Genomic DNA, 16,735 nt, shown 5'->3' with positions numbered 1-16,735 from the left:
CAGTGAACCAAACCCCCGCCCCGAGAACAGCTGTCCTCATGCTGGAGGACGGCCGCAGCTTCCGCGGCCGCAGCTACGGGGCCACGGGCACCGCCCTGGGCGAGGCAGTCTTCGCCACCGGCATGACCGGCTACCAGGAGACCATCACGGACCCCTCCTACGCCCGGCAGCTGGTCGTCCAGACGGCCCCGCACATCGGTAACACCGGTGTGAACAGCGACGACGCCGAGTCCCGGCGGATCTGGGTAGCGGGCTACATTGTCCGCGACGCAGCCCGAAAGCCCTCCAACTGGCGCTCCGAGCGGACCCTCGACGAGGACCTCGCCGCCCAGGGTGTGGTTGGCATCTCCGGCGTCGACACCCGCGCCATCACCCGCCATCTGCGGGAGCGCGGCGCCATGAAGGCCGGGATCTTCTCCGGCGAGGCAGCCCTGCGCAGCGACGCTGACCTGCTCGCTGAAGTGCGGGCCCAGGAGTCAATGGCCGGCTCCCGCCTCGCCGAGGAAGTGAGCATCGAGGCAAGCTACGTCGTCGAGCCTTCCGCCCACGGCTGGGAAGGTGAGCCCCGCTTCACCGTGGCCGCCCTGGACCTGGGCATCAAGTCCATGACCCCGGTGCGTTTCGCTGAACGCGGCGTGCGGGTGCACGTGCTGCCCGCTTCCGCCACCCTCGAAGACGTACAGGCACTGAACCCCGACGGCGTCTTTATGTCCAACGGTCCCGGCGACCCCGCCACGGCCGATAACCAGGTGAAGCTGCTGCGCGACGTGCTGGACACCGGCACCCCGTTCTTCGGCATTTGCTTCGGCAACCAGATCCTCGGACGTGCCCTGGGCTTCGGCACCTACAAGCTGCCCTACGGCCACCGCGGCATCAACCAGCCCGTCCTGGACCGGCGCACCGGCAAGGTGGAAATCACCTCGCAGAACCACGGCTTCGCCGTCGACGCTCCGCTGGACGGTCCCGTCACCGCGCCCGAGGCCCGGTTCGGCCAGGTGGAAGTGAGCCACATCAGCCTCAATGACAACGTGGTGGAAGGCCTCGCCTGCCTGGACATCCCCGCGTTCTCCGTCCAGTACCACCCCGAAGCCGCCGCCGGCCCGCACGACTCCGCCTACCTGTTCGACCGCTTCGTCGACCTGATGGCCTCCAGCAAGAACAAGGAATCCCGCTAATGCCCCGCAGAACCGATCTCAAGTCCGTCCTGGTGATCGGCTCCGGCCCGATCGTCATTGGCCAGGCCGCCGAATTCGACTACTCCGGCACGCAGGCACTGCGCGTGCTGAAGGAGGAAGGCCTGCGGGTCATCCTGGTCAACTCCAACCCGGCCACCATCATGACCGACCCGGAGTTCGCCGACGCCACGTACGTCGAGCCGATCACTCCCGAGGTGGTCGAGAAGATCATCGCCAAGGAACGCCCCGACGCCGTGCTGCCCACCCTGGGCGGCCAGACCGCCCTGAACACGGCGATCGCCCTGGACAAGAACGGCGTGCTGGAGAAGTACAACGTCGAGCTGATCGGCGCCAACATCGAAGCCATTGAACTCGGCGAAGACCGCGAGAAGTTCAAGGGCGTCGTCGAGCGCTGCGGCGCCGAGTCCGCGAAGTCGATCATCGTGCACAGCATGGATGAGGCTTTCGCCGCCGCCGAGGAACTCGGTTACCCGATGGTGGTCCGCCCGTCCTTCACCATGGGCGGACTGGGCTCCGGCCTGGCCTACAACGCCGAGGACCTGCGCCGCATCGCCGGCGCCGGCATCCAGTACAGCCCCACCTCCGAGGTGCTGCTCGAAGAGAGCATCCTGGGGTGGAAGGAATACGAACTTGAAATGATGCGGGACAAGCACGACAACGTGGTGGTTGTCTGTTCCATCGAGAACTTCGATCCCGTAGGCGTCCACACCGGTGACTCCATCACCGTGGCACCGGCCATGACCCTCACCGACCGCGAGTACCAGAAGCTGCGCGACATCGCGATCGCCGTCATCCGTGAAGTTGGCGTGGACACCGGCGGCTGCAACATCCAGTTCGCCATCGAACCGGACACCGGCCGCGTCGTCGTCATCGAAATGAACCCGCGTGTCTCCCGCTCCTCGGCACTGGCTTCCAAGGCCACCGGGTTCGCCATCGCGAAGATCGCCACCAAGCTCTCCCTGGGCTACACCCTGGACGAGATCCCGAACGACATCACCAAGAAGACGCCGGCGTCCTTCGAGCCGACCCTGGACTACGTAGTAGTGAAGGTTCCCCGCTTCGCGTTCGAGAAGTTCCCGGCCGCGGACCCCACGCTGACCACCACCATGAAGTCCGTCGGCGAGGCCATGGCGATCGGCCGCAACTTCACCGAGGCGCTGCAGAAGGCGCTGCGCTCCCTGGAGCAGAAGGGCTCCCAGCTCAGCTTCGACCCCGTGGACCCCGCCGAGGTTCCGGCACTCATCGAGGCAGCCAAGCGCCCCACCACGGGCCGCCTGGCCCAGGTCCAGCAGGCACTGCTGGGCGGCGCCACTGCCGAGCAGCTTTACGAAGCCACCGGCATCGACCCCTGGTACCTGGACCAGCTTGAGCTGATCAACGAGGTCGCCGAGGAAATCCGCGGCGCAGCCCAGGTCACGGAGGACGTCCTGCGCCTGGCGAAGCGCCACGGCTTCTCCGACGAGCAGATCGGCAGGCTCACCAACCAGTCCGAGGCCGTGGTCCGCGGAGTGCGGCACGTCCTGGGCATCCGCCCGGTCTACAAGACGGTGGACACCTGCGCCGCCGAATTCGCGGCGTACACCCCGTACCACTACTCCTCCTACGACGAGGAAGACGAGGTGGCGCAGCACGCCAAGCCGTCGGTGATCATCCTCGGTTCCGGTCCGAACCGCATCGGCCAGGGCATCGAGTTCGACTACTCCTGCGTCCACGCCACCATGGCGCTGCGTGAAGCCGGCCACGAGACGGTCATGATCAACTGCAACCCGGAGACCGTATCCACGGACTACGACATCTCCGACCGCCTGTACTTCGAGCCGCTCACGCTCGAAGACGTGCTGGAAGTCATCCACGCCGAACAGCGCACCGGCGGCGTGCTGGGCGTGTTCGTCCAGCTCGGCGGACAGACCCCGCTGAAGCTCGCACAGGAATTGGCCGACGCCGGTATTCCGATCCTGGGCACCTCGCCGGAGGCAATCGACCTGGCAGAGCACCGCGGCGCCTTCCAGCGCGTACTGGACGAAGGCGGGCTGATCGCCCCGAAGAACGGCACCGCCGTGTCCTTCGAGGATGCCAAGAAGATCGCTGACGAGATCGGCTACCCGGTCCTGGTGCGCCCGTCCTACGTACTGGGCGGCCGCGGCATGGAAATCGTCTACGACGAGGCCAACCTCTCCCGCTACATCGCCAACGCCACGGAAATCACCCCGGACCATCCCGTCCTGGTGGACCGCTTCCTGGAAGACGCCATCGAGATCGACGTGGATGCGCTCTTCGACGGCACCGACCTGTACGTGGGCGGCATCATGGAGCACATCGAGGAAGCCGGCATCCACTCCGGCGACTCCGCCTGCGTGCTGCCTCCCATCACGCTGGGTGCGGACGTCATCGGCCGCGTGGTTGAGGCCACCGGCGCCATCGCGTCCGGCGTCGGCGTGCGCGGCCTGATCAACATCCAGTTCGCGCTGGCCTCCGACGTGCTGTACGTCATTGAAGCCAACCCGCGCGCTTCCCGTACCGTTCCGTTCGTCTCCAAGGCCACCGGCGTCCAGCTTGCAAAGGCCGCCGCCCTGATCGGCATGGGCACCACCATTGCCGAACTGCGTGCCGCCGGAAAGCTCAAGGCAACCGGAGACGGTTCGGCGCTTCCGCTGGACGCCCCGGTGGCCGTGAAGGAAGCAGTGCTGCCCTTCAGCCGCTTCCGCACCCCCGAGGGCACCGTGGTGGATTCACTGCTCGGCCCGGAGATGCGTTCCACCGGTGAAGTCATGGGCATTGACAAGTACTTCGACACGGCGTTCGCCAAGTCCCAGGCAGCGGCGAACTCGGCGCTGCCCACGGCTGGAAAGATCTTCGTCTCCGTCGCCAACCGCGACAAGCGCTCGATCATCATGCCGGTGAAGCTCATGAGCGACCTCGGCTTCGAGATCCTTTCCACCGGCGGCACGGCAGACGTCCTGCGCCGCAACGGCATCCAGGCCACCACCGTCCGCAAGGTCGGCGAAGGTGCGGGACCCAACGGGGAAGGCACCGTGGTGGACCTGATCACCGCCGGCGACATCAACATGGTGATCAACACCCCCTCCGGCGGCCAGGCCCGCGGCGACGGCTACGAGATCCGCGCTGCCGCGACGTCGATCGGCTGCCCGGTGATCACCACCGTGTCCGAATTCACTGCGGCGGTCCAGGCCATCGAAGCGATGCGCTCCTACGAATGGGACGTCTGCTCGCTCCAGGAGTACGCAGCCAAGCTCCAGGCTTCCACCGTTGCCTGAGCACGGCACTAACGCTGCCGGCGGGCGCGCACCCTTTGGTGCGCGCCTGCGGGCAGCGATGGACACGCGCGGACCGCTCTGCGTCGGCATCGACCCCCATCCCGGCCTGCTGGCCGCCTGGGGACTGAACGACGACGCCGCCGGGCTGGAACGCTTCTCGCTCACCGTCCTGGAGGCGGTGGGGGAGCAGGCTGCTGCCCTGAAGCCGCAGGTTGCACTGTATGAGCGCCACGGGTCGGCAGGCATCGCCGTCCTGGAACGGCTGCTGGCTTCCTGCGCTGAGGCCGGCGTCCTTTCGATCGCTGATGCCAAGCGCGGAGACATCGGCTCCACCATGGCCGCCTACGCAGACGCGTGGCTGCGGGACGACTCGCCGCTGGCGGCTGACTCGGTCACCCTGAGCCCGTATCTTGGCTACGAGTCGCTGCGTCCGGCCCTGGACCTGGCTGACGCCACGGGCAGGGGAGTTTTTGTCCTGGGACTGACCTCCAACCCAGAGGGTGCCTCAGTGCAGCACGTTGGGGCGGACCGGTCCGTGGCTGCACGGATCATCGATGCCGCGACGGCGGAAAACGCTGCCGCCCGGCCCCTCGGGTCCACGGGCCTGGTTATCGGGGCAACCGTCGGTTCTGCACTGGCTGACCTGGGCATTGACCTGGCTGCCGCAAACGCGCCCATCCTTGCACCCGGGCTCGGTGCCCAGGGAGCAACAGGGGAAGACCTGCGGAAAACTTTCGGCGCCGCCTACGCGAACGTGCTCGCCACGTCCAGCAGGGACATCCTCAAGGCAGGCCCGGATCGCGCGGCACTGCGGGAAGCTGCCGTCCGGACGCTGGACGGACTCCCTCAGCCATAGTGGAAACCGGTACGTCTAACGTACCGGTTTCCATTGCATTGCCCGCACAGTGCGGATAGGTTCGGACCCTAGCCCAAGAAACCGCAAAGCCGCCGGTCACAACCAGTTTGACGGGCGGTCAGTCTTCGCCCGGGAGAGCCAATTGAACCTCAAACCACTGACTGAAGCCGAGCGCACCAGGGCGCGGGAAAAGGCCACCGCCGCCCGCACCGTGCGGGCCGAGATCAAGTCCAAGATCAAATCCGGTGAACTCTCGGTCGAAGAGGTCATCGTCTCCCGTGCTTCCGAGGAAGCAGTGGGCCGCCTGAAGGTCGTAGACCTGCTGCGGGCACTGCCTGGTGTGGGGGAACGCCGCGCAGCTGGAATAATGGCTACCGTGGGTATCGCCCCAACCCGCCGGGTGAGGGGTCTTGGTGTCCACCAGCGCAAGGCGCTGATTGAATTACTGGAGTCCGACTAAGCCGGCCGCCGCCTACCGCGGCTGCGGCGCCGTCGGACCTGTTCCCTAAACAAGTGAGGTCTACGTGTCGCAACCGCGGCTGACAGTTCTGGCAGGTCCCACCGCCGTTGGCAAAGGCACTGTGTCCACCTACATCCGGGATAACTATCCCGAGGTCTGGCTTTCCGTGTCCGCTACCACCCGCGCCCCTCGCCCGGGCGAGGAAAACGGCGTGCACTACTTCTTCGTGACGTCGGACGAGTTCGACGACCTCGTCTCCGAGGGGCAGATGCTCGAGTGGGCCGTGGTCCACGGACACAACCGCTACGGCACGCTGCGCCGCACCGTGGAAGCTGCCATGGCTGACGGCCGCTCGGTATTGCTGGAGATTGACCTGCAGGGCGCGCGGCAGGTCAAGGAGTCCATGCCGGAGGCGAATTTCGTCTTCTTGGCACCGCCTTCATGGGATGAAATGGTCCGCCGCCTGGTGGGCCGCGGCACTGAAACACCCGAGGAGCAGCAGCGGCGGCTGGAAACCGCTAAACTGGAACTTGCTGCCGAGCCCGAGTTCGATCACACTGTCATCAATGATGACGTTCAGCGGGCTGCAGCAGAGCTCGTTTCACTCATGGGGATCAGCCCTCGCCAACGCTGAGCTGCTGTTCTTGATCCGCACGAAAACTTTGGAGATCTTTTGTCTACCCAGCCTGAAGGCATCATCAACCCGCCGATCGACGACCTGCTGACGGCCGCTGATTCCAAGTACGCCCTGGTCATCTACGGCGCCAAGCGCGCCCGGCAGATCAACGCCTACTACTCCCAGCTGCACGAAGGCCTGTTCGAGTACGTGGGCCCGCTGGTGGAAACCAAGCTCAACGAAAAGCCGCTTTCCATCGCCCTGCGCGAGATCAACGAGGGCATGCTGGTAGTCCGCGCCAACGAAACCGCCGAGTAAGGCACAAAACCTACGGCTAGGAGGTTGGACAGGCGTGCGCATTGTCCTGGGGGTGGGCGGCGGTATCGCTGCCTACAAGGCAGCGTCACTGCTGCGCCTGTTCACCGAAGCCGGCCACAGCGTCCAGGTGGTGCCCACCGAGGCATCCACCCGCTTTGTGGGCATAGCCACCTGGGAAGCACTCTCCGGGCACCCGGTCAGCACCACGGTGTTCGACGCCGTGGACACCGTCAACCACGTCCGGCTCGGCCATGAAGCCGACCTGATCGTGGTGGCACCGGCCACTGCGGACCTGCTGGCCAGGGCCGCGGCAGGCCTGGCCTCCGACCTGCTCACCAACACGCTGCTGATGGCCAGCGGACCGGTGTTCTTTGCTCCGGCAATGCACACCGAAATGTGGAACCACCCGGCCACGCAGGCCAACGTGGCCACGCTGCGCTCCCGCGGCGCAGTTGTCATGGAGCCGGCCATTGGCCGCCTGACCGGCAAGGATTCCGGCCCGGGACGGCTCCCGGAGCCGGAGGACATCTACGCTGCGGCGCTGGCTGCGGCTGGAGAAGCCGGCTCCGCGCCGGCTGCCGGCCTGCTGGCCGGCCGCCGGGTAACCGTTACCGCAGGAGGCACCCGGGAACCCCTGGATCCCGTCCGCTTCCTGGGCAACCGGTCCTCCGGCAAGCAGGGTGCGGCTGTTGCGGCTGCAGCCGTAGCCGAAGGAGCCCAGGTGAGGTTCGTCGCAGCCCACTTGGAGGTTCCCGTCCCTGAGGGGGTGGAACTGGTACAGGTGGAAACCGCCCTGGAACTGCGCGACGCCGTCCACGATGCGGTGCAGTCCACGGATGTGCTGGTCATGTCCGCAGCAGTGGCAGACTTCCGGCCCGGAGAAAACGCGGACACCAAAATCAAGAAGCGCGACGACGGAGCGGACCCCGTGATCACGCTGGTGCGCAATCCGGACATCCTGGCCGAAACCGTGCAGAACCGCTCCGCTTCCGGCACCGGACCCTCCCTGATTGTGGGTTTCGCCGCGGAGACCGGCGACGGCAGTGGATCGGTGCTGGAGTACGGACGCCGCAAACTCGAACGCAAGGGCTGCGACCTCCTGGTCCTGAACCAGGTGGGCCGTTCGCTTGTGTTTGGCCAGGACAGCACTGAAGTGAGGATTCTCTCACCGCATGAGGACCCCCGGATCGAGCCGCCGGCACTGACGGGAAGCAAAACCGACATTGCCCGGCACCTGGTGGAACGGATCGCCGCTGAACTTGCCGGTGCTCCGGCGTCCAGCTCCACCGGCGCCGTTCCTCCGGGATAGCGTTTCCAGCCCGTTCGTTTTCCCTCCCGGCCGCTGAGCAACCCGCCGACCCTGCGCGCCTGCCCTGAGGCCGGCAGGATCGGGTATTTCTTCCCGTGCAGCAATGCGACTCCCGATGACCGTGCATGGCACGGCATGACCCAGACGGGGACTGTCCCCGGAACGAAGTAGAGTAAACCCGTGACTTCCAGCAATACGACTGCCCCCGCCGAATCCAGTGCCCTGCGGCTGTTCACCTCCGAGTCGGTGACCGAAGGCCACCCGGACAAGATCTGTGACCAGATCAGCGATGCGATCCTCGACGGCCTGCTCAAAGCCGACCCCGAATCCCGCGTTGCCGTGGAGACCCTCGTCACCACGGGGCTGGTCCACGTTGCGGGTGAGGTCACCACAGAAGGCTATGTGGAGATCCCGCAGCTGGTCCGCGACACCATCCTGGAGATCGGCTACGACTCCTCGGCCAACGGTTTCGACGGTGCACGCTGCGGCGTCTCCGTCTCCATCGGCCAGCAGTCCCCGGAGATCGCCTCCCGCGTCTTCAACTCTGTGGAGAACCGTTCCGGCGACGCCGTAGACCCCTTCGACGCCCAGGGCGCCGGCGACCAAGGCATCATGTTCGGCTTTGCCAGCGATGAAACCAGCGTCCTGATGCCCACACCGATCTGGCTGGCCCACCGCCTCTCCGAGCGCCTGACGCAGGTCCGCAAGGACGGCACCCTGCCTTACCTGCGTCCTGACGGCAAGACCCAGGTCACCATCGGCTACGAGGGCGACCGCCCGGTGTCCGTGGACTCAGTTGTTGTTTCCACCCAGCATGCTGCGGACCTCGACCAGGGCCAGCTGCACCGGGACATGGTTGAGTACGTGGTCAATCCCGTCCTCTCCGGAACCGAGCTGGACACCTCCGGAGTGCGCCACATCATCAACCCCGGCGGCCCCTTCGTCATTGGCGGCCCCGTAGGCGATGCAGGCCTCACCGGGCGCAAGATCATCGTGGACACCTACGGCGGGTTCTCCCGGCACGGCGGCGGTGCCTTCTCCGGCAAGGACCCGAGCAAGGTTGACCGTTCAGCTGCCTACGCAATGCGCTGGGTTGCCAAGAACGTGGTTGCCGCAGGGCTGGCGCGCCGGGCCGAAATCCAGATCGCCTATGCAATCGGCATGGCCCGCCCCGTGGGTATCTACGTTGAGACCTTCGGCACGGAAACCGTAGACCCGATGCGTATCTCGCAGGCCATCAACGAGGTTTTCGACCTGCGTCCGCTGGGCATCATCAACGCCCTGGACCTCAAGCGGCCCATCTACCAGAAGACAGCCGCCCACGGGCACTTCGGCCGCGAGGATGAAGGCTTCACCTGGGAGCGCCTCGACAAGGTCGAGGAACTGCGGCGCTGGTTTAACGCCTAGCCCCATGGGAGAGCATCCGCCGCAGCGTGCGCCCGGGGGAGGGCGCGCTTCAGCGGAGGAAGGTGTGCAGCTCTCCCTGCTGCACGGCTTCAGCACGCCCGCAACACCCGTGGGGAAGTCCCAGCCGGCACCTGAACTGCCAATCGCCCGGGTATTGCTGGACTCACCCCTGCCGCACCTTGACCGTCCCTTCGACTACCTGGTGCCTGCCGACCTCAGTGACGCCGCGGTGCCCGGCGTCCGCGTGAAGGTCCGTTTCGGCGGCCAGGAGCTTGCCGGGTTCCTGATTGAGCGGCTGGCATCCACGGATACCACGGCCCGGCTGGTGAACCTGGGCAAGGTGGTATCAGCGGTACCCGTGCTGAGTCCGGAAATACTGGGCCTGGCCCAGTCCGTTGCCGCACGCTGCGCCGGATCCGTCCACGACGTGCTCAGGGTTGCAGTTCCGCCGCGGGTGGCCCGGGTAGAGAAGGAGTTCGCTGACCGGGTGCCCGGAGCCGGGACCCAGGACGAACCCACCGCCGGGACGGCGGAAAAAGCGGAGGAAAAAAACGGGCCATCCGACGCTCCGCCGAAGCAGGGCCAACCTGCCGGGAACCCTTTCCGGCGGTACGCGCACGGCCCCCGTTTCCTGAGCCATCTTGCTGCCGGCCACAGCCCGCGTGCCGTGCTGAGTTCGCTCCGCGGCTATGGTCCTGACGCCTGGCCGCGGGAAATAGCCGCAGCCGTGGAGGCCACCGTGCTATCCGGGCGGGGCGCCGTCGTGGTGGTGCCGGACCAGAAGGACCTGGCACGCGTCATGGACGCGCTGCAGGACAGGGTGCCGGCGGATACCGCCGTTCGGCTCACGGGCGAGGACGGTCCCACCCCCAGATACCGCAGTTTCCTGCGGCTGCTCTACGGCGACGCGTCCGTGGCGGTGGGCACCCGCTCCGCCGCCTACGCGCCCGTGGCGAATCTTGGCCTTGTCTGCATCTGGGACGACGCCGACGACCTCCATGCCGAGCAGCGTGCACCGTATCAGCATGCGCGCGATGTCCTGCTGCTTCGGGCCGAGGCCGCCGGTGCCGGGATGCTCGTTGCCTCGCATACCCGCAGCACCGAAGCCCAGCGCCTGATCGAGTCCGGATGGGCGGCACCACTGGACGCCGAGCGTGCGCTGGTGCGGGCCTCCACGGCACGGGTGATGAGCACCGCGGACACCTTCAACCTGGAGCGGGACCCGCTGGCCGCCCGCGCACGAATTCCGCATGCGGCGTGGAAAGCGGCCCAGGATGGCCTGAAGCGCGGCCCCGTGCTGGTGCAGGTAGCCCGGACGGGTTTCTCCCCGGCGCTGTCCTGCCAGGACTGCCGGGAACCGGCCCGGTGCCGGCAATGCCAGGGGCCGCTGGCCCAGGCGGGCCGGAATTCCCCGCCCGCCTGCCGCTGGTGTGCCCGGCCGGAGCCGAGATGGCACTGCCCCCACTGCGGCAGCTTCCGGCTGCGGGCATCTACCGCCGGTGCGGGACGGACGGCCGAGGAGCTCGGACGGGCTTTCCCGTCCGTGACCGTGGTGTCCTCGGCTGGAGACCATATCCGTTCGGAGGTTCCTGACGCACCTGCCCTGGTTGTTGCCACCCCCGGGGCGGAACCGGTGGCGCCGTCGGGCTATGCCGCCGCCCTGCTGCTGGACGGAACCGCCATGCTCTCGCGGCAGTCGCTGCGGGCACAGGAAGAAACCCTGCGCCGCTGGCTCACCGCCTCAGCCCTGGTCCGCCCGGCGTCAGAGGGGGGAGTGGTAGTGGTTACTGCCGATGACACCGCCACCGTAGGCCATCTGCTGCGCTGGGATCCGGCAGGTGCTGCCGAGCGCGAACTTGCCCTCCGCCGGGAGCTGGGACTGCCGCCGGCTGTGCGCTACGCGGAGCTGACCGGCTCCCGTGAAGGCCTGGAGGGATTTGTGTCCCGTCTTGGCCTGCCCGAAAGCGCCCGCATTGTGGGCCCGGCTCCCGTGGAAGAATCGACGGTTCACGGCGCCGAAGCCGCCGCCCAGCGCTGGCGGACCCTCTGCTTCTTCCCCTACAGCGAGGCAAACGTGATCACGCCGGCCATGCGGGCTGCCAAGGCAGCCCTTTCCGCCCGGCGGACCGGCGATCCGGTGTACATACGCGTTGACGCCCCCGACGGCCTCTAGCACCGGCTAGGCGGCTTTACCGCGCCGGGAGTACTGCACGGGGACCGTGCGGCGGCTGCCCGGCTTGACGGGGAGCTGCAGGCTGAGGACGCCGTTGGCGTAGTGCGGTGCGGCCCGTGAAGGGTCTACGCTCCCGCCCACCGGAATTCGGCGGAGGATCAGGCCGTCCTCCCGCTCACGCACGTTCCAGAGCGTTCCGCTGTCCATGCCGCGCAGGCTGCGGTGCGCCCGGATCAGCAGGGAATCGCCGTCCAGCTCCACGGAAAGTGATCCCGGGTCGATCCCGGGGAGGTCTGCGTTGAGGACAATGAAGCCTTCGTGGCGGTAAAGGTCCACGGCGGTGCCGCCGCGTGCCTGGCTCCGGGCCTCCAGTGCCGCTCTTTGCCGTTCGTGGTCCCGGGGAGGAACCCCCATGGGCATGATGATCATCTCCTGGCAGAAATTCGATTCCGGTGCTGCAATTCTAGAAGTGGTGCGCCCGGCAATCCGAATCCTCTACAGTGTGGCAATGGCCATAACCCCTGACACTAAGAACTGGACCTGGGTCCTGGACCGGACATGCCCCGAATGCGGGTTTACCGCCTCGGAAACCGCTTACGAGGACATCCCGCAGCTGTTGATGGCCAACGCCGAGGCATGGCAGGACGTCCTGGATCGCCCGGATGCGGCGGTGCGGCCGGACGAGAGCACCTGGTCGCCGCTGGAATATGCAGCGCACGTCCGTGACCTGTGCAATGTCTACCGGATGCGCCTGCTGCTCATGGTGGACACCGACGGAGCGGAGTTCGCCGACTGGGACCAGGACGCCACAGCCGTGGCGGAACGGTACGGCGAGCAGGACCCGGCACGGGTTGCCGCCGACCTGGCTGACGAAGCCGAAGCCACTGCGGAGGCCTTTGCCGCCGTCGAGCCCCGGGACCGCACCCGGCGCGGCCTCCGCTCGGACGGGAGCACGTTCACCGTTGACTCCCTGGCCCGGTATTTTATGCACGACGCCGCCCACCACCTTTGGGACGTCCGGCCCAGGTAGGCCGCCGCGCCCGTCCAGGCAGGCATGATAGACAGGTTGCTGATGTTTCATCTGCGCCTGCCATCGGCGGCGCCCGAAAGGAGACCCATGACGTACCCTGCGGCAACCCGTGAAATCCAGCTGGCAACCCGTCCCGAAGGATGGCCAACAGGAAAGAATTTCCGGCTCGCCGAAGTTGATGTTCCCGCGCTGCAGGACGGACAGGTCCTGGTGCGGAACACCCTCATGTCGGTGGATCCCTACATGCGCGGGCGCATGAACGACGCAAAGTCCTATGTTCCGCCGTTCCAGCTCGATGCCCCTCTTGAGGGCGGCGCCGTGGGCGAAGTGATCGAGTCGCGTGCGGGGACGCACAAGCCGGGGGACACCGTCCTCCACAACCTCGGCTGGCGGGACTACGCCGTCCTGGATGCCAAGCGGGCCCGCGTGATCGACACGTCCATAGCCCCTGCCAGCGCCTATCTGGGTGCCATGGACCTGACCGGACTAACGGCGTGGGCCGGCCTAACCAAGGTGGCGGACTTCCGCGAAGGCGACTCGGTGTTCGTCTCCGGTGCTGCCGGGGCCGTAGGCTCCATGGCCGGGCAGATCGCCAAGGCACTGGGCGCGGGCAAGGTCATTGGCAGCGCAGGTTCTGAGGAGAAGGTCCGCCGGCTGCGCGAACTCGGCTTTGACGCCGCCTTCAACTACCACGACGGCCCGGTGAAGACCCAGCTCAAGGAAGCCGCCGGCGCCGGGGGAATCGATGTCTACTTCGACAACGTCGGAGGGGACCATCTGGAGGCGGCAATCTCCGTGCTGAACAAGTACGGGCGTGTGGCACTGTGCGGAGCCATCTCTGCCTACAATTCCACCGAACCGCAGTGCGCCCCCCGAAACCTGTTCCAGGCCATAGGCAAGGAACTGACCCTGAAGGGCTTCATTGCCAACAGCTACAACCAGTACGCCGGTGAATTCGCATCACTGATGGCCGGGTGGCTGCGGGACGGCAGCGTCAGCTATGACGAGACGTTCGTTGACGGACTTGAAAACGCCCCGCAGGCCTTCATCGACCTGATGAAGGGCGCGAATACCGGAAAGATGATTGTCCGGCTGGGCTAGGCCTTCCTGCGGGTCCGGGCCGCAAACGCCCGGGATGCTTCCGCCGCGGCGTCAAGGAGCTGATGGGCGGAAGTATCCCAGTCATACGCTGCGGCCCGGGCCAGTCCTGCGCTTGATGCCTCGCGCCAGCGATCCGGATCCGAGAGGCTGCGCACCGCACGGGCAAAGCCTTCGGAGCTTTCAGCATCCACCAGCACGGCAGCCCCGCCGGACACTTCCCGGAAGATCGGTGTGTCAGCAGCGATCACCGGGGTGCCTGCCGCCATCGATTCGATGATCGGCAGGCCGTAGCCCTCTGCCTTGGAGAGCGACACCAGCGCTGTGGCACGCCTTAGCAGCGAGTCGTATTCCTCATCCGTGACGCCGTTGTGGAACACCACCCGGGACGGGTCGCTGCACAGTGCTTCCAGCTCGCTGCGGCGGACCGGCGAAATCCTGCTGAGCAGGTGCAGGGTGTACCCCGGCAGCGCATCCATGCCCCGGACAATCGTCTCGACATTCTTGTACGGCATGAAGGAACCCATATAGAGCAGCGACTTCTCCGGATGCTGCGCCGGATCGCGCGGTTCCGTGCCGGGCTGCGGGGCGTTTGAAACCATCCGCACCGGCCGCCGCGTCAGCCGGTGCCGTTCCATCAGCCGGCGTGTGGTGTCCGAGATGGTGGCAACGACGTCGGCACGGTTCAGCAGCAGGCGCTGCGGCCAGTACGCCAGATGGTAAACCCGCCACAACAGCCGGACCGGCAGCGGCAGGAAACCCGGCGGAGTGGGGTTCTGGTAGTAGATCAGGTCGTGCAGGGTCAGGATCAGCGGATAGCGCCGCCCCCAGCTGCCCATGGTCTGCATGGGGCACACCACCACGTCGGCGCCCAGCTTGTTGACGTGCCGGGATACAAAAAGCTCGGCCGGGGACAGCGGGGAGTTGATCCTGGTCCACGGCACCTGCGGCAGCAGCGCCAGCTGGCGTTCATCGCTGATCAGCATGTGCACGTCCGCGTGGCGGGACACCGCCTCGATGAGACTGGCCCCGTAGCGGCTGATGCCGTCGTGCTGGTCGGTGCGGGTGAAGCGCGCGTCAAAGACAATTCTCATGCGCTGCGGTGCCTCCGGCCCAAAAAGTCAGTGATGAGGGCTGCGGCGGAATCCGGTGCCTCATAGTGGACCAGATGGCCCACCCCTTCAAGGATCTCAAGTTCAGAATCGGGAACCAGCGCCGCAAGCCGGCGCTGGGCGGGAACGGAACCCAGATCGTCCCGGTCGGCAGCGATGAGCAGCACGGGCATCTGCAGCTGCGGAGCGTAATCGCGAACGGTTTCGGAGATCGAGGAGCGGAACGCCTCCAGGACGACCGCGCGTGAGGCAAAGGCGCTGAAGTAAGCATCATGCTGCCCATGGATCCAGCGCCGCAGGGCGGGGTCCCGGGTCTTGGCCATGAGCATGCTCATGCCGCGCACGATCAGCGGGTTGGCCAGCAGCGCCCGTCCCGGTTTCTCGGGCAGCCTGGCCGCGGCGAGGTAGTACAGCTCCGCCAGCTTGCTGGTGAACCCCTTGGGACCCTCAAGCGCAGGTTCGCTGATCGGGTTGACGAGGATGACTTCGCTAAGCAGCTCCGGATGCGCGGCCGCCGTGCGCGCGGCAATGATCGAGCCGAACGAATGTCCCAGCAGAACCGTGTCCGGTCCCAGGCCCATCACCTCGAAGCTGGTCCGCACAAAATCTGCGTAAGCAGCGGCGTCGTGGGTCCCGGGCAGGACAGCGCCTTGGCCGAACCCGGGCAGGTCCGGCAGGATGACCCGGTTGTCTGGCAGCGCCTCAACCAGCCGCAGCAGCCCGTGATGGTCGCCGCGGAAGCCGTGGACCATAAAGACAGCAGGGCCTGCGGTGTCCGGGTCAGCGGCGGGAAAATCCCAGAAGCGCTGGGCACTTCCCTGTACTTGAACGGTCCGGACACTGGCCTTGCGCTGGAAGGGGGCCGGAGCGCCTGTCTTCGCGGCCGCGCGGCGGCGCAGCAGCATCAGTTCACCTCGCTGGGGTTGGACCCGGTCCGGCGCCCGCAGTCAAGGGCGTCCAGCACGGCCACGTGTTCAGGTTCAAGCGCAAAGGAGAAGATGTCCAGGTTCTCCGCAATCCGCTCCTCGCTGCTGGCCTTGGGAATCACGGTGTGCCCGGCCTGAACATGCCAGCGCAGCACTGCCTGGGCCGGAGAGCGCCCTAAATCACCGGCGATTTCCCGCACCCCGGGATCTTCGAGAATGGCCCCGCGCCCCAGCGGGCTCCAGGCGACAGTGCGGATGCCGTTGGCCTCATGGAAAGCCCGCAGCTCCCGCTGGGCGAGCCAGGGATGAAGCTCCACCTGGTTGACGGCAGGAACGACGGAGGTTCCGTCCATCAGTTCTTCCAGGTGTTCACGGTTGAAGTTCGAGACGCCGATCGCGCGGATCCGTCCCTCGGAATACAGCTTTTCCAGTGCCCTGTAAGTGTCGAGGTACAGGCCGCGCTCCGGGCACGGCCAGTGGATCAGGTACAGGTCCAGATAGTCGAAACCGAGTTTCTGCAGGGATGTATCGAAGGCCCGGAGGGTGGCGTCGTAACCATGGTCCGTGTTCCACACCTTGGAGGTAACGAAGAGGTCTTCGCGGACTATGTGTCCGGCGTCCGTGAAATTCCGGACCGCCTGGCCCACTCCCTCTTCGTTTCCGTACAGGGCGGCGGTGTCTACGTGCCGGTAGCCAAGGGACAGTGCCGTGCTGACCAGCGGCGCCGCATCCTGCGCGGGAACCTTGTAGGTACCGTAGCCCGCCTGGTCCATGAGTACGCCGTTGTTCAAAGTCAGTTTTGGTGCCGGATCCATGCTGCAACTCTACCGAGGTGCGCGCGGCGTGCGCTCCTGCCGTGCCGCGTGTACCGTGAAGAGCCTGTAAACGCCTGCTGACAAGCAGTTTCCCTAAAGCCATGGCGTTTCTGGAAAAAGATTGATTGCATAGGGCCTTACAGT

15 protein-coding genes are annotated in these 16,735 nt (G+C 66.4%); 11 read left to right on the top strand and 4 right to left on the bottom strand.

Features of this window, described 5'->3' with window-relative positions:
* The first annotated feature begins 38 nt into the window (after nucleotides 1-38).
* The 9 genes from carA (at nucleotide 39) to ABFX29_RS01650 (ending at nucleotide 11,610) form a co-directional block, all read left to right on the top strand.
* The gene (gene carA, locus ABFX29_RS01690) at nucleotides 39-1,175 is read left to right on the top strand and encodes a glutamine-hydrolyzing carbamoyl-phosphate synthase small subunit (RefSeq protein ID WP_152228385.1); all 1,137 of its coding nucleotides are present in this window, start codon (nucleotides 39-41) and stop codon (nucleotides 1,173-1,175) included.
* A complete protein-coding gene (gene carB, locus ABFX29_RS01685; protein ID WP_152227805.1) occupies nucleotides 1,175-4,471 on the top strand; it encodes a carbamoyl-phosphate synthase large subunit in 3,297 nt (1,098 codons plus the stop codon). The genes carA and carB overlap by 1 nt, the downstream gene beginning before the upstream one ends.
* Nucleotides 4,464-5,327 carry an orotidine-5'-phosphate decarboxylase gene (gene pyrF, locus ABFX29_RS01680; protein ID WP_152227806.1) on the top strand — a complete coding sequence of 288 codons (864 nt, stop codon included), beginning with the start codon at nucleotides 4,464-4,466 and terminating at the stop codon, nucleotides 5,325-5,327. The genes carB and pyrF overlap by 8 nt, the downstream gene beginning before the upstream one ends.
* Nucleotides 5,328-5,469: 142 nt before the next feature.
* Nucleotides 5,470-5,787: an integration host factor, actinobacterial type gene (gene mihF, locus ABFX29_RS01675; RefSeq protein WP_091604601.1), complete on the top strand. Its 318-nt coding sequence runs from the start codon at nucleotides 5,470-5,472 to the stop codon at nucleotides 5,785-5,787.
* Between the two features lie 64 nt (nucleotides 5,788-5,851).
* Nucleotides 5,852-6,421, top strand: coding sequence for a guanylate kinase (gene gmk / locus ABFX29_RS01670; protein ID WP_152227808.1), 570 nt, complete (start codon nucleotides 5,852-5,854; stop codon nucleotides 6,419-6,421).
* A gap of 39 nt (nucleotides 6,422-6,460) precedes the next feature.
* The gene (gene rpoZ / locus ABFX29_RS01665) at nucleotides 6,461-6,721 is read left to right on the top strand and encodes a DNA-directed RNA polymerase subunit omega (RefSeq protein ID WP_091604606.1); all 261 of its coding nucleotides are present in this window, start codon (nucleotides 6,461-6,463) and stop codon (nucleotides 6,719-6,721) included.
* A 34-nt stretch (nucleotides 6,722-6,755) separates the two neighbouring features.
* Complete coding sequence (coaBC, locus tag ABFX29_RS01660; protein ID WP_152227810.1) at nucleotides 6,756-8,030, top strand: bifunctional phosphopantothenoylcysteine decarboxylase/phosphopantothenate--cysteine ligase CoaBC; 1,275 nt, start codon at nucleotides 6,756-6,758, stop codon at nucleotides 8,028-8,030.
* Nucleotides 8,031-8,210: 180 nt separating this feature from the next.
* Nucleotides 8,211-9,437, top strand: coding sequence for a methionine adenosyltransferase (metK, locus tag ABFX29_RS01655; RefSeq protein ID WP_152227813.1), 1,227 nt, complete (start codon nucleotides 8,211-8,213; stop codon nucleotides 9,435-9,437).
* A gap of 4 nt (nucleotides 9,438-9,441) precedes the next feature.
* Nucleotides 9,442-11,610, top strand: a complete 2,169-nt coding sequence (locus tag ABFX29_RS01650) for a primosomal protein N' (protein ID WP_152227814.1) — start codon at nucleotides 9,442-9,444, stop codon at nucleotides 11,608-11,610.
* Between the two features lie 6 nt (nucleotides 11,611-11,616).
* Here the strand turns inward: ABFX29_RS01650 and ABFX29_RS01645 are convergent, their stop codons facing one another.
* On the bottom strand, nucleotides 11,617-12,024 hold the full coding sequence (locus tag ABFX29_RS01645; protein ID WP_170287753.1) for an Hsp20/alpha crystallin family protein: 408 nt from the start codon (nucleotides 12,022-12,024) through the stop codon (nucleotides 11,617-11,619).
* Here ABFX29_RS01645 and ABFX29_RS01640 point away from each other — a divergent pair.
* Together ABFX29_RS01640 and ABFX29_RS01635 are read left to right on the top strand one after the other, a co-directional pair.
* Nucleotides 12,023-12,640: a DinB family protein gene (locus tag ABFX29_RS01640; protein ID WP_338079093.1), complete on the top strand. Its 618-nt coding sequence runs from the start codon at nucleotides 12,023-12,025 to the stop codon at nucleotides 12,638-12,640. The two genes, ABFX29_RS01645 and ABFX29_RS01640, sit on opposite strands and share 2 nt — an antisense overlap.
* Before the next feature lie 87 nt (nucleotides 12,641-12,727).
* Nucleotides 12,728-13,741, top strand: a complete 1,014-nt coding sequence (locus ABFX29_RS01635) for an NADP-dependent oxidoreductase (RefSeq protein ID WP_152227818.1) — start codon at nucleotides 12,728-12,730, stop codon at nucleotides 13,739-13,741.
* On the opposite strand, the gene ABFX29_RS01630 is transcribed toward ABFX29_RS01635, so the two are convergent.
* From ABFX29_RS01630 to ABFX29_RS01620, 3 genes are read right to left on the bottom strand one after another with little or no spacing between them, the layout of a single operon-like run.
* Nucleotides 13,738-14,832, bottom strand: coding sequence for a glycosyltransferase family 4 protein (locus ABFX29_RS01630; protein ID WP_152227820.1), 1,095 nt, complete (start codon nucleotides 14,830-14,832; stop codon nucleotides 13,738-13,740). The genes ABFX29_RS01635 and ABFX29_RS01630 overlap by 4 nt on opposite strands.
* Nucleotides 14,829-15,755 (bottom strand): alpha/beta fold hydrolase, encoded by a 927-nt coding sequence (locus ABFX29_RS01625; protein ID WP_152227822.1) that lies wholly within the window; start codon nucleotides 15,753-15,755, stop codon nucleotides 14,829-14,831. The genes ABFX29_RS01630 and ABFX29_RS01625 overlap by 4 nt, the downstream gene beginning before the upstream one ends.
* Complete coding sequence (locus ABFX29_RS01620) at nucleotides 15,755-16,591, bottom strand: aldo/keto reductase (RefSeq protein WP_152227825.1); 837 nt, start codon at nucleotides 16,589-16,591, stop codon at nucleotides 15,755-15,757. Before ABFX29_RS01620 ends, ABFX29_RS01625 begins: the two co-directional genes overlap by 1 nt.
* Nucleotides 16,592-16,735: the final 144 nt, after the last annotated feature.

Origin of the sequence: Arthrobacter gandavensis, from assembly GCF_039528575.1 — a bacterium.
Classification (GTDB): Bacteria; Actinomycetota; Actinomycetes; order Actinomycetales; family Micrococcaceae; genus Arthrobacter_B; species Arthrobacter_B citreus_B.
This window is presented reverse-complemented; position numbering and strand designations above follow the sequence as displayed.

Bases quoted from the DNA above. Each gene is read 5' to 3' on its own strand.
- ABFX29_RS01645 (WP_170287753.1), bottom strand. From the start codon at position 12,024: ATGGGGGTTCCTCCCCGGGACCACGAACGGCAAAGAGCGGCACTGGAG.
- ABFX29_RS01625 (WP_152227822.1), bottom strand. From the start codon at position 15,755: ATGCTGCTGCGCCGCCGCGCGGCCGCGAAGACAGGCGCTCCGGCCCCC.
- ABFX29_RS01650 (WP_152227814.1), top strand. From the start codon at position 9,442: ATGGGAGAGCATCCGCCGCAGCGTGCGCCCGGGGGAGGGCGCGCTTCA.
- ABFX29_RS01640 (WP_338079093.1), top strand. From the start codon at position 12,023: ATGGGCATGATGATCATCTCCTGGCAGAAATTCGATTCCGGTGCTGCA.
- ABFX29_RS01630 (WP_152227820.1), bottom strand. From the start codon at position 14,832: ATGAGAATTGTCTTTGACGCGCGCTTCACCCGCACCGACCAGCACGAC.
- ABFX29_RS01620 (WP_152227825.1), bottom strand. From the start codon at position 16,591: ATGGATCCGGCACCAAAACTGACTTTGAACAACGGCGTACTCATGGAC.
- ABFX29_RS01635 (WP_152227818.1), top strand. From the start codon at position 12,728: ATGACGTACCCTGCGGCAACCCGTGAAATCCAGCTGGCAACCCGTCCC.
- carB (WP_152227805.1), top strand. From the start codon at position 1,175: ATGCCCCGCAGAACCGATCTCAAGTCCGTCCTGGTGATCGGCTCCGGC.
- carA (WP_152228385.1), top strand. From the start codon at position 39: ATGCTGGAGGACGGCCGCAGCTTCCGCGGCCGCAGCTACGGGGCCACG.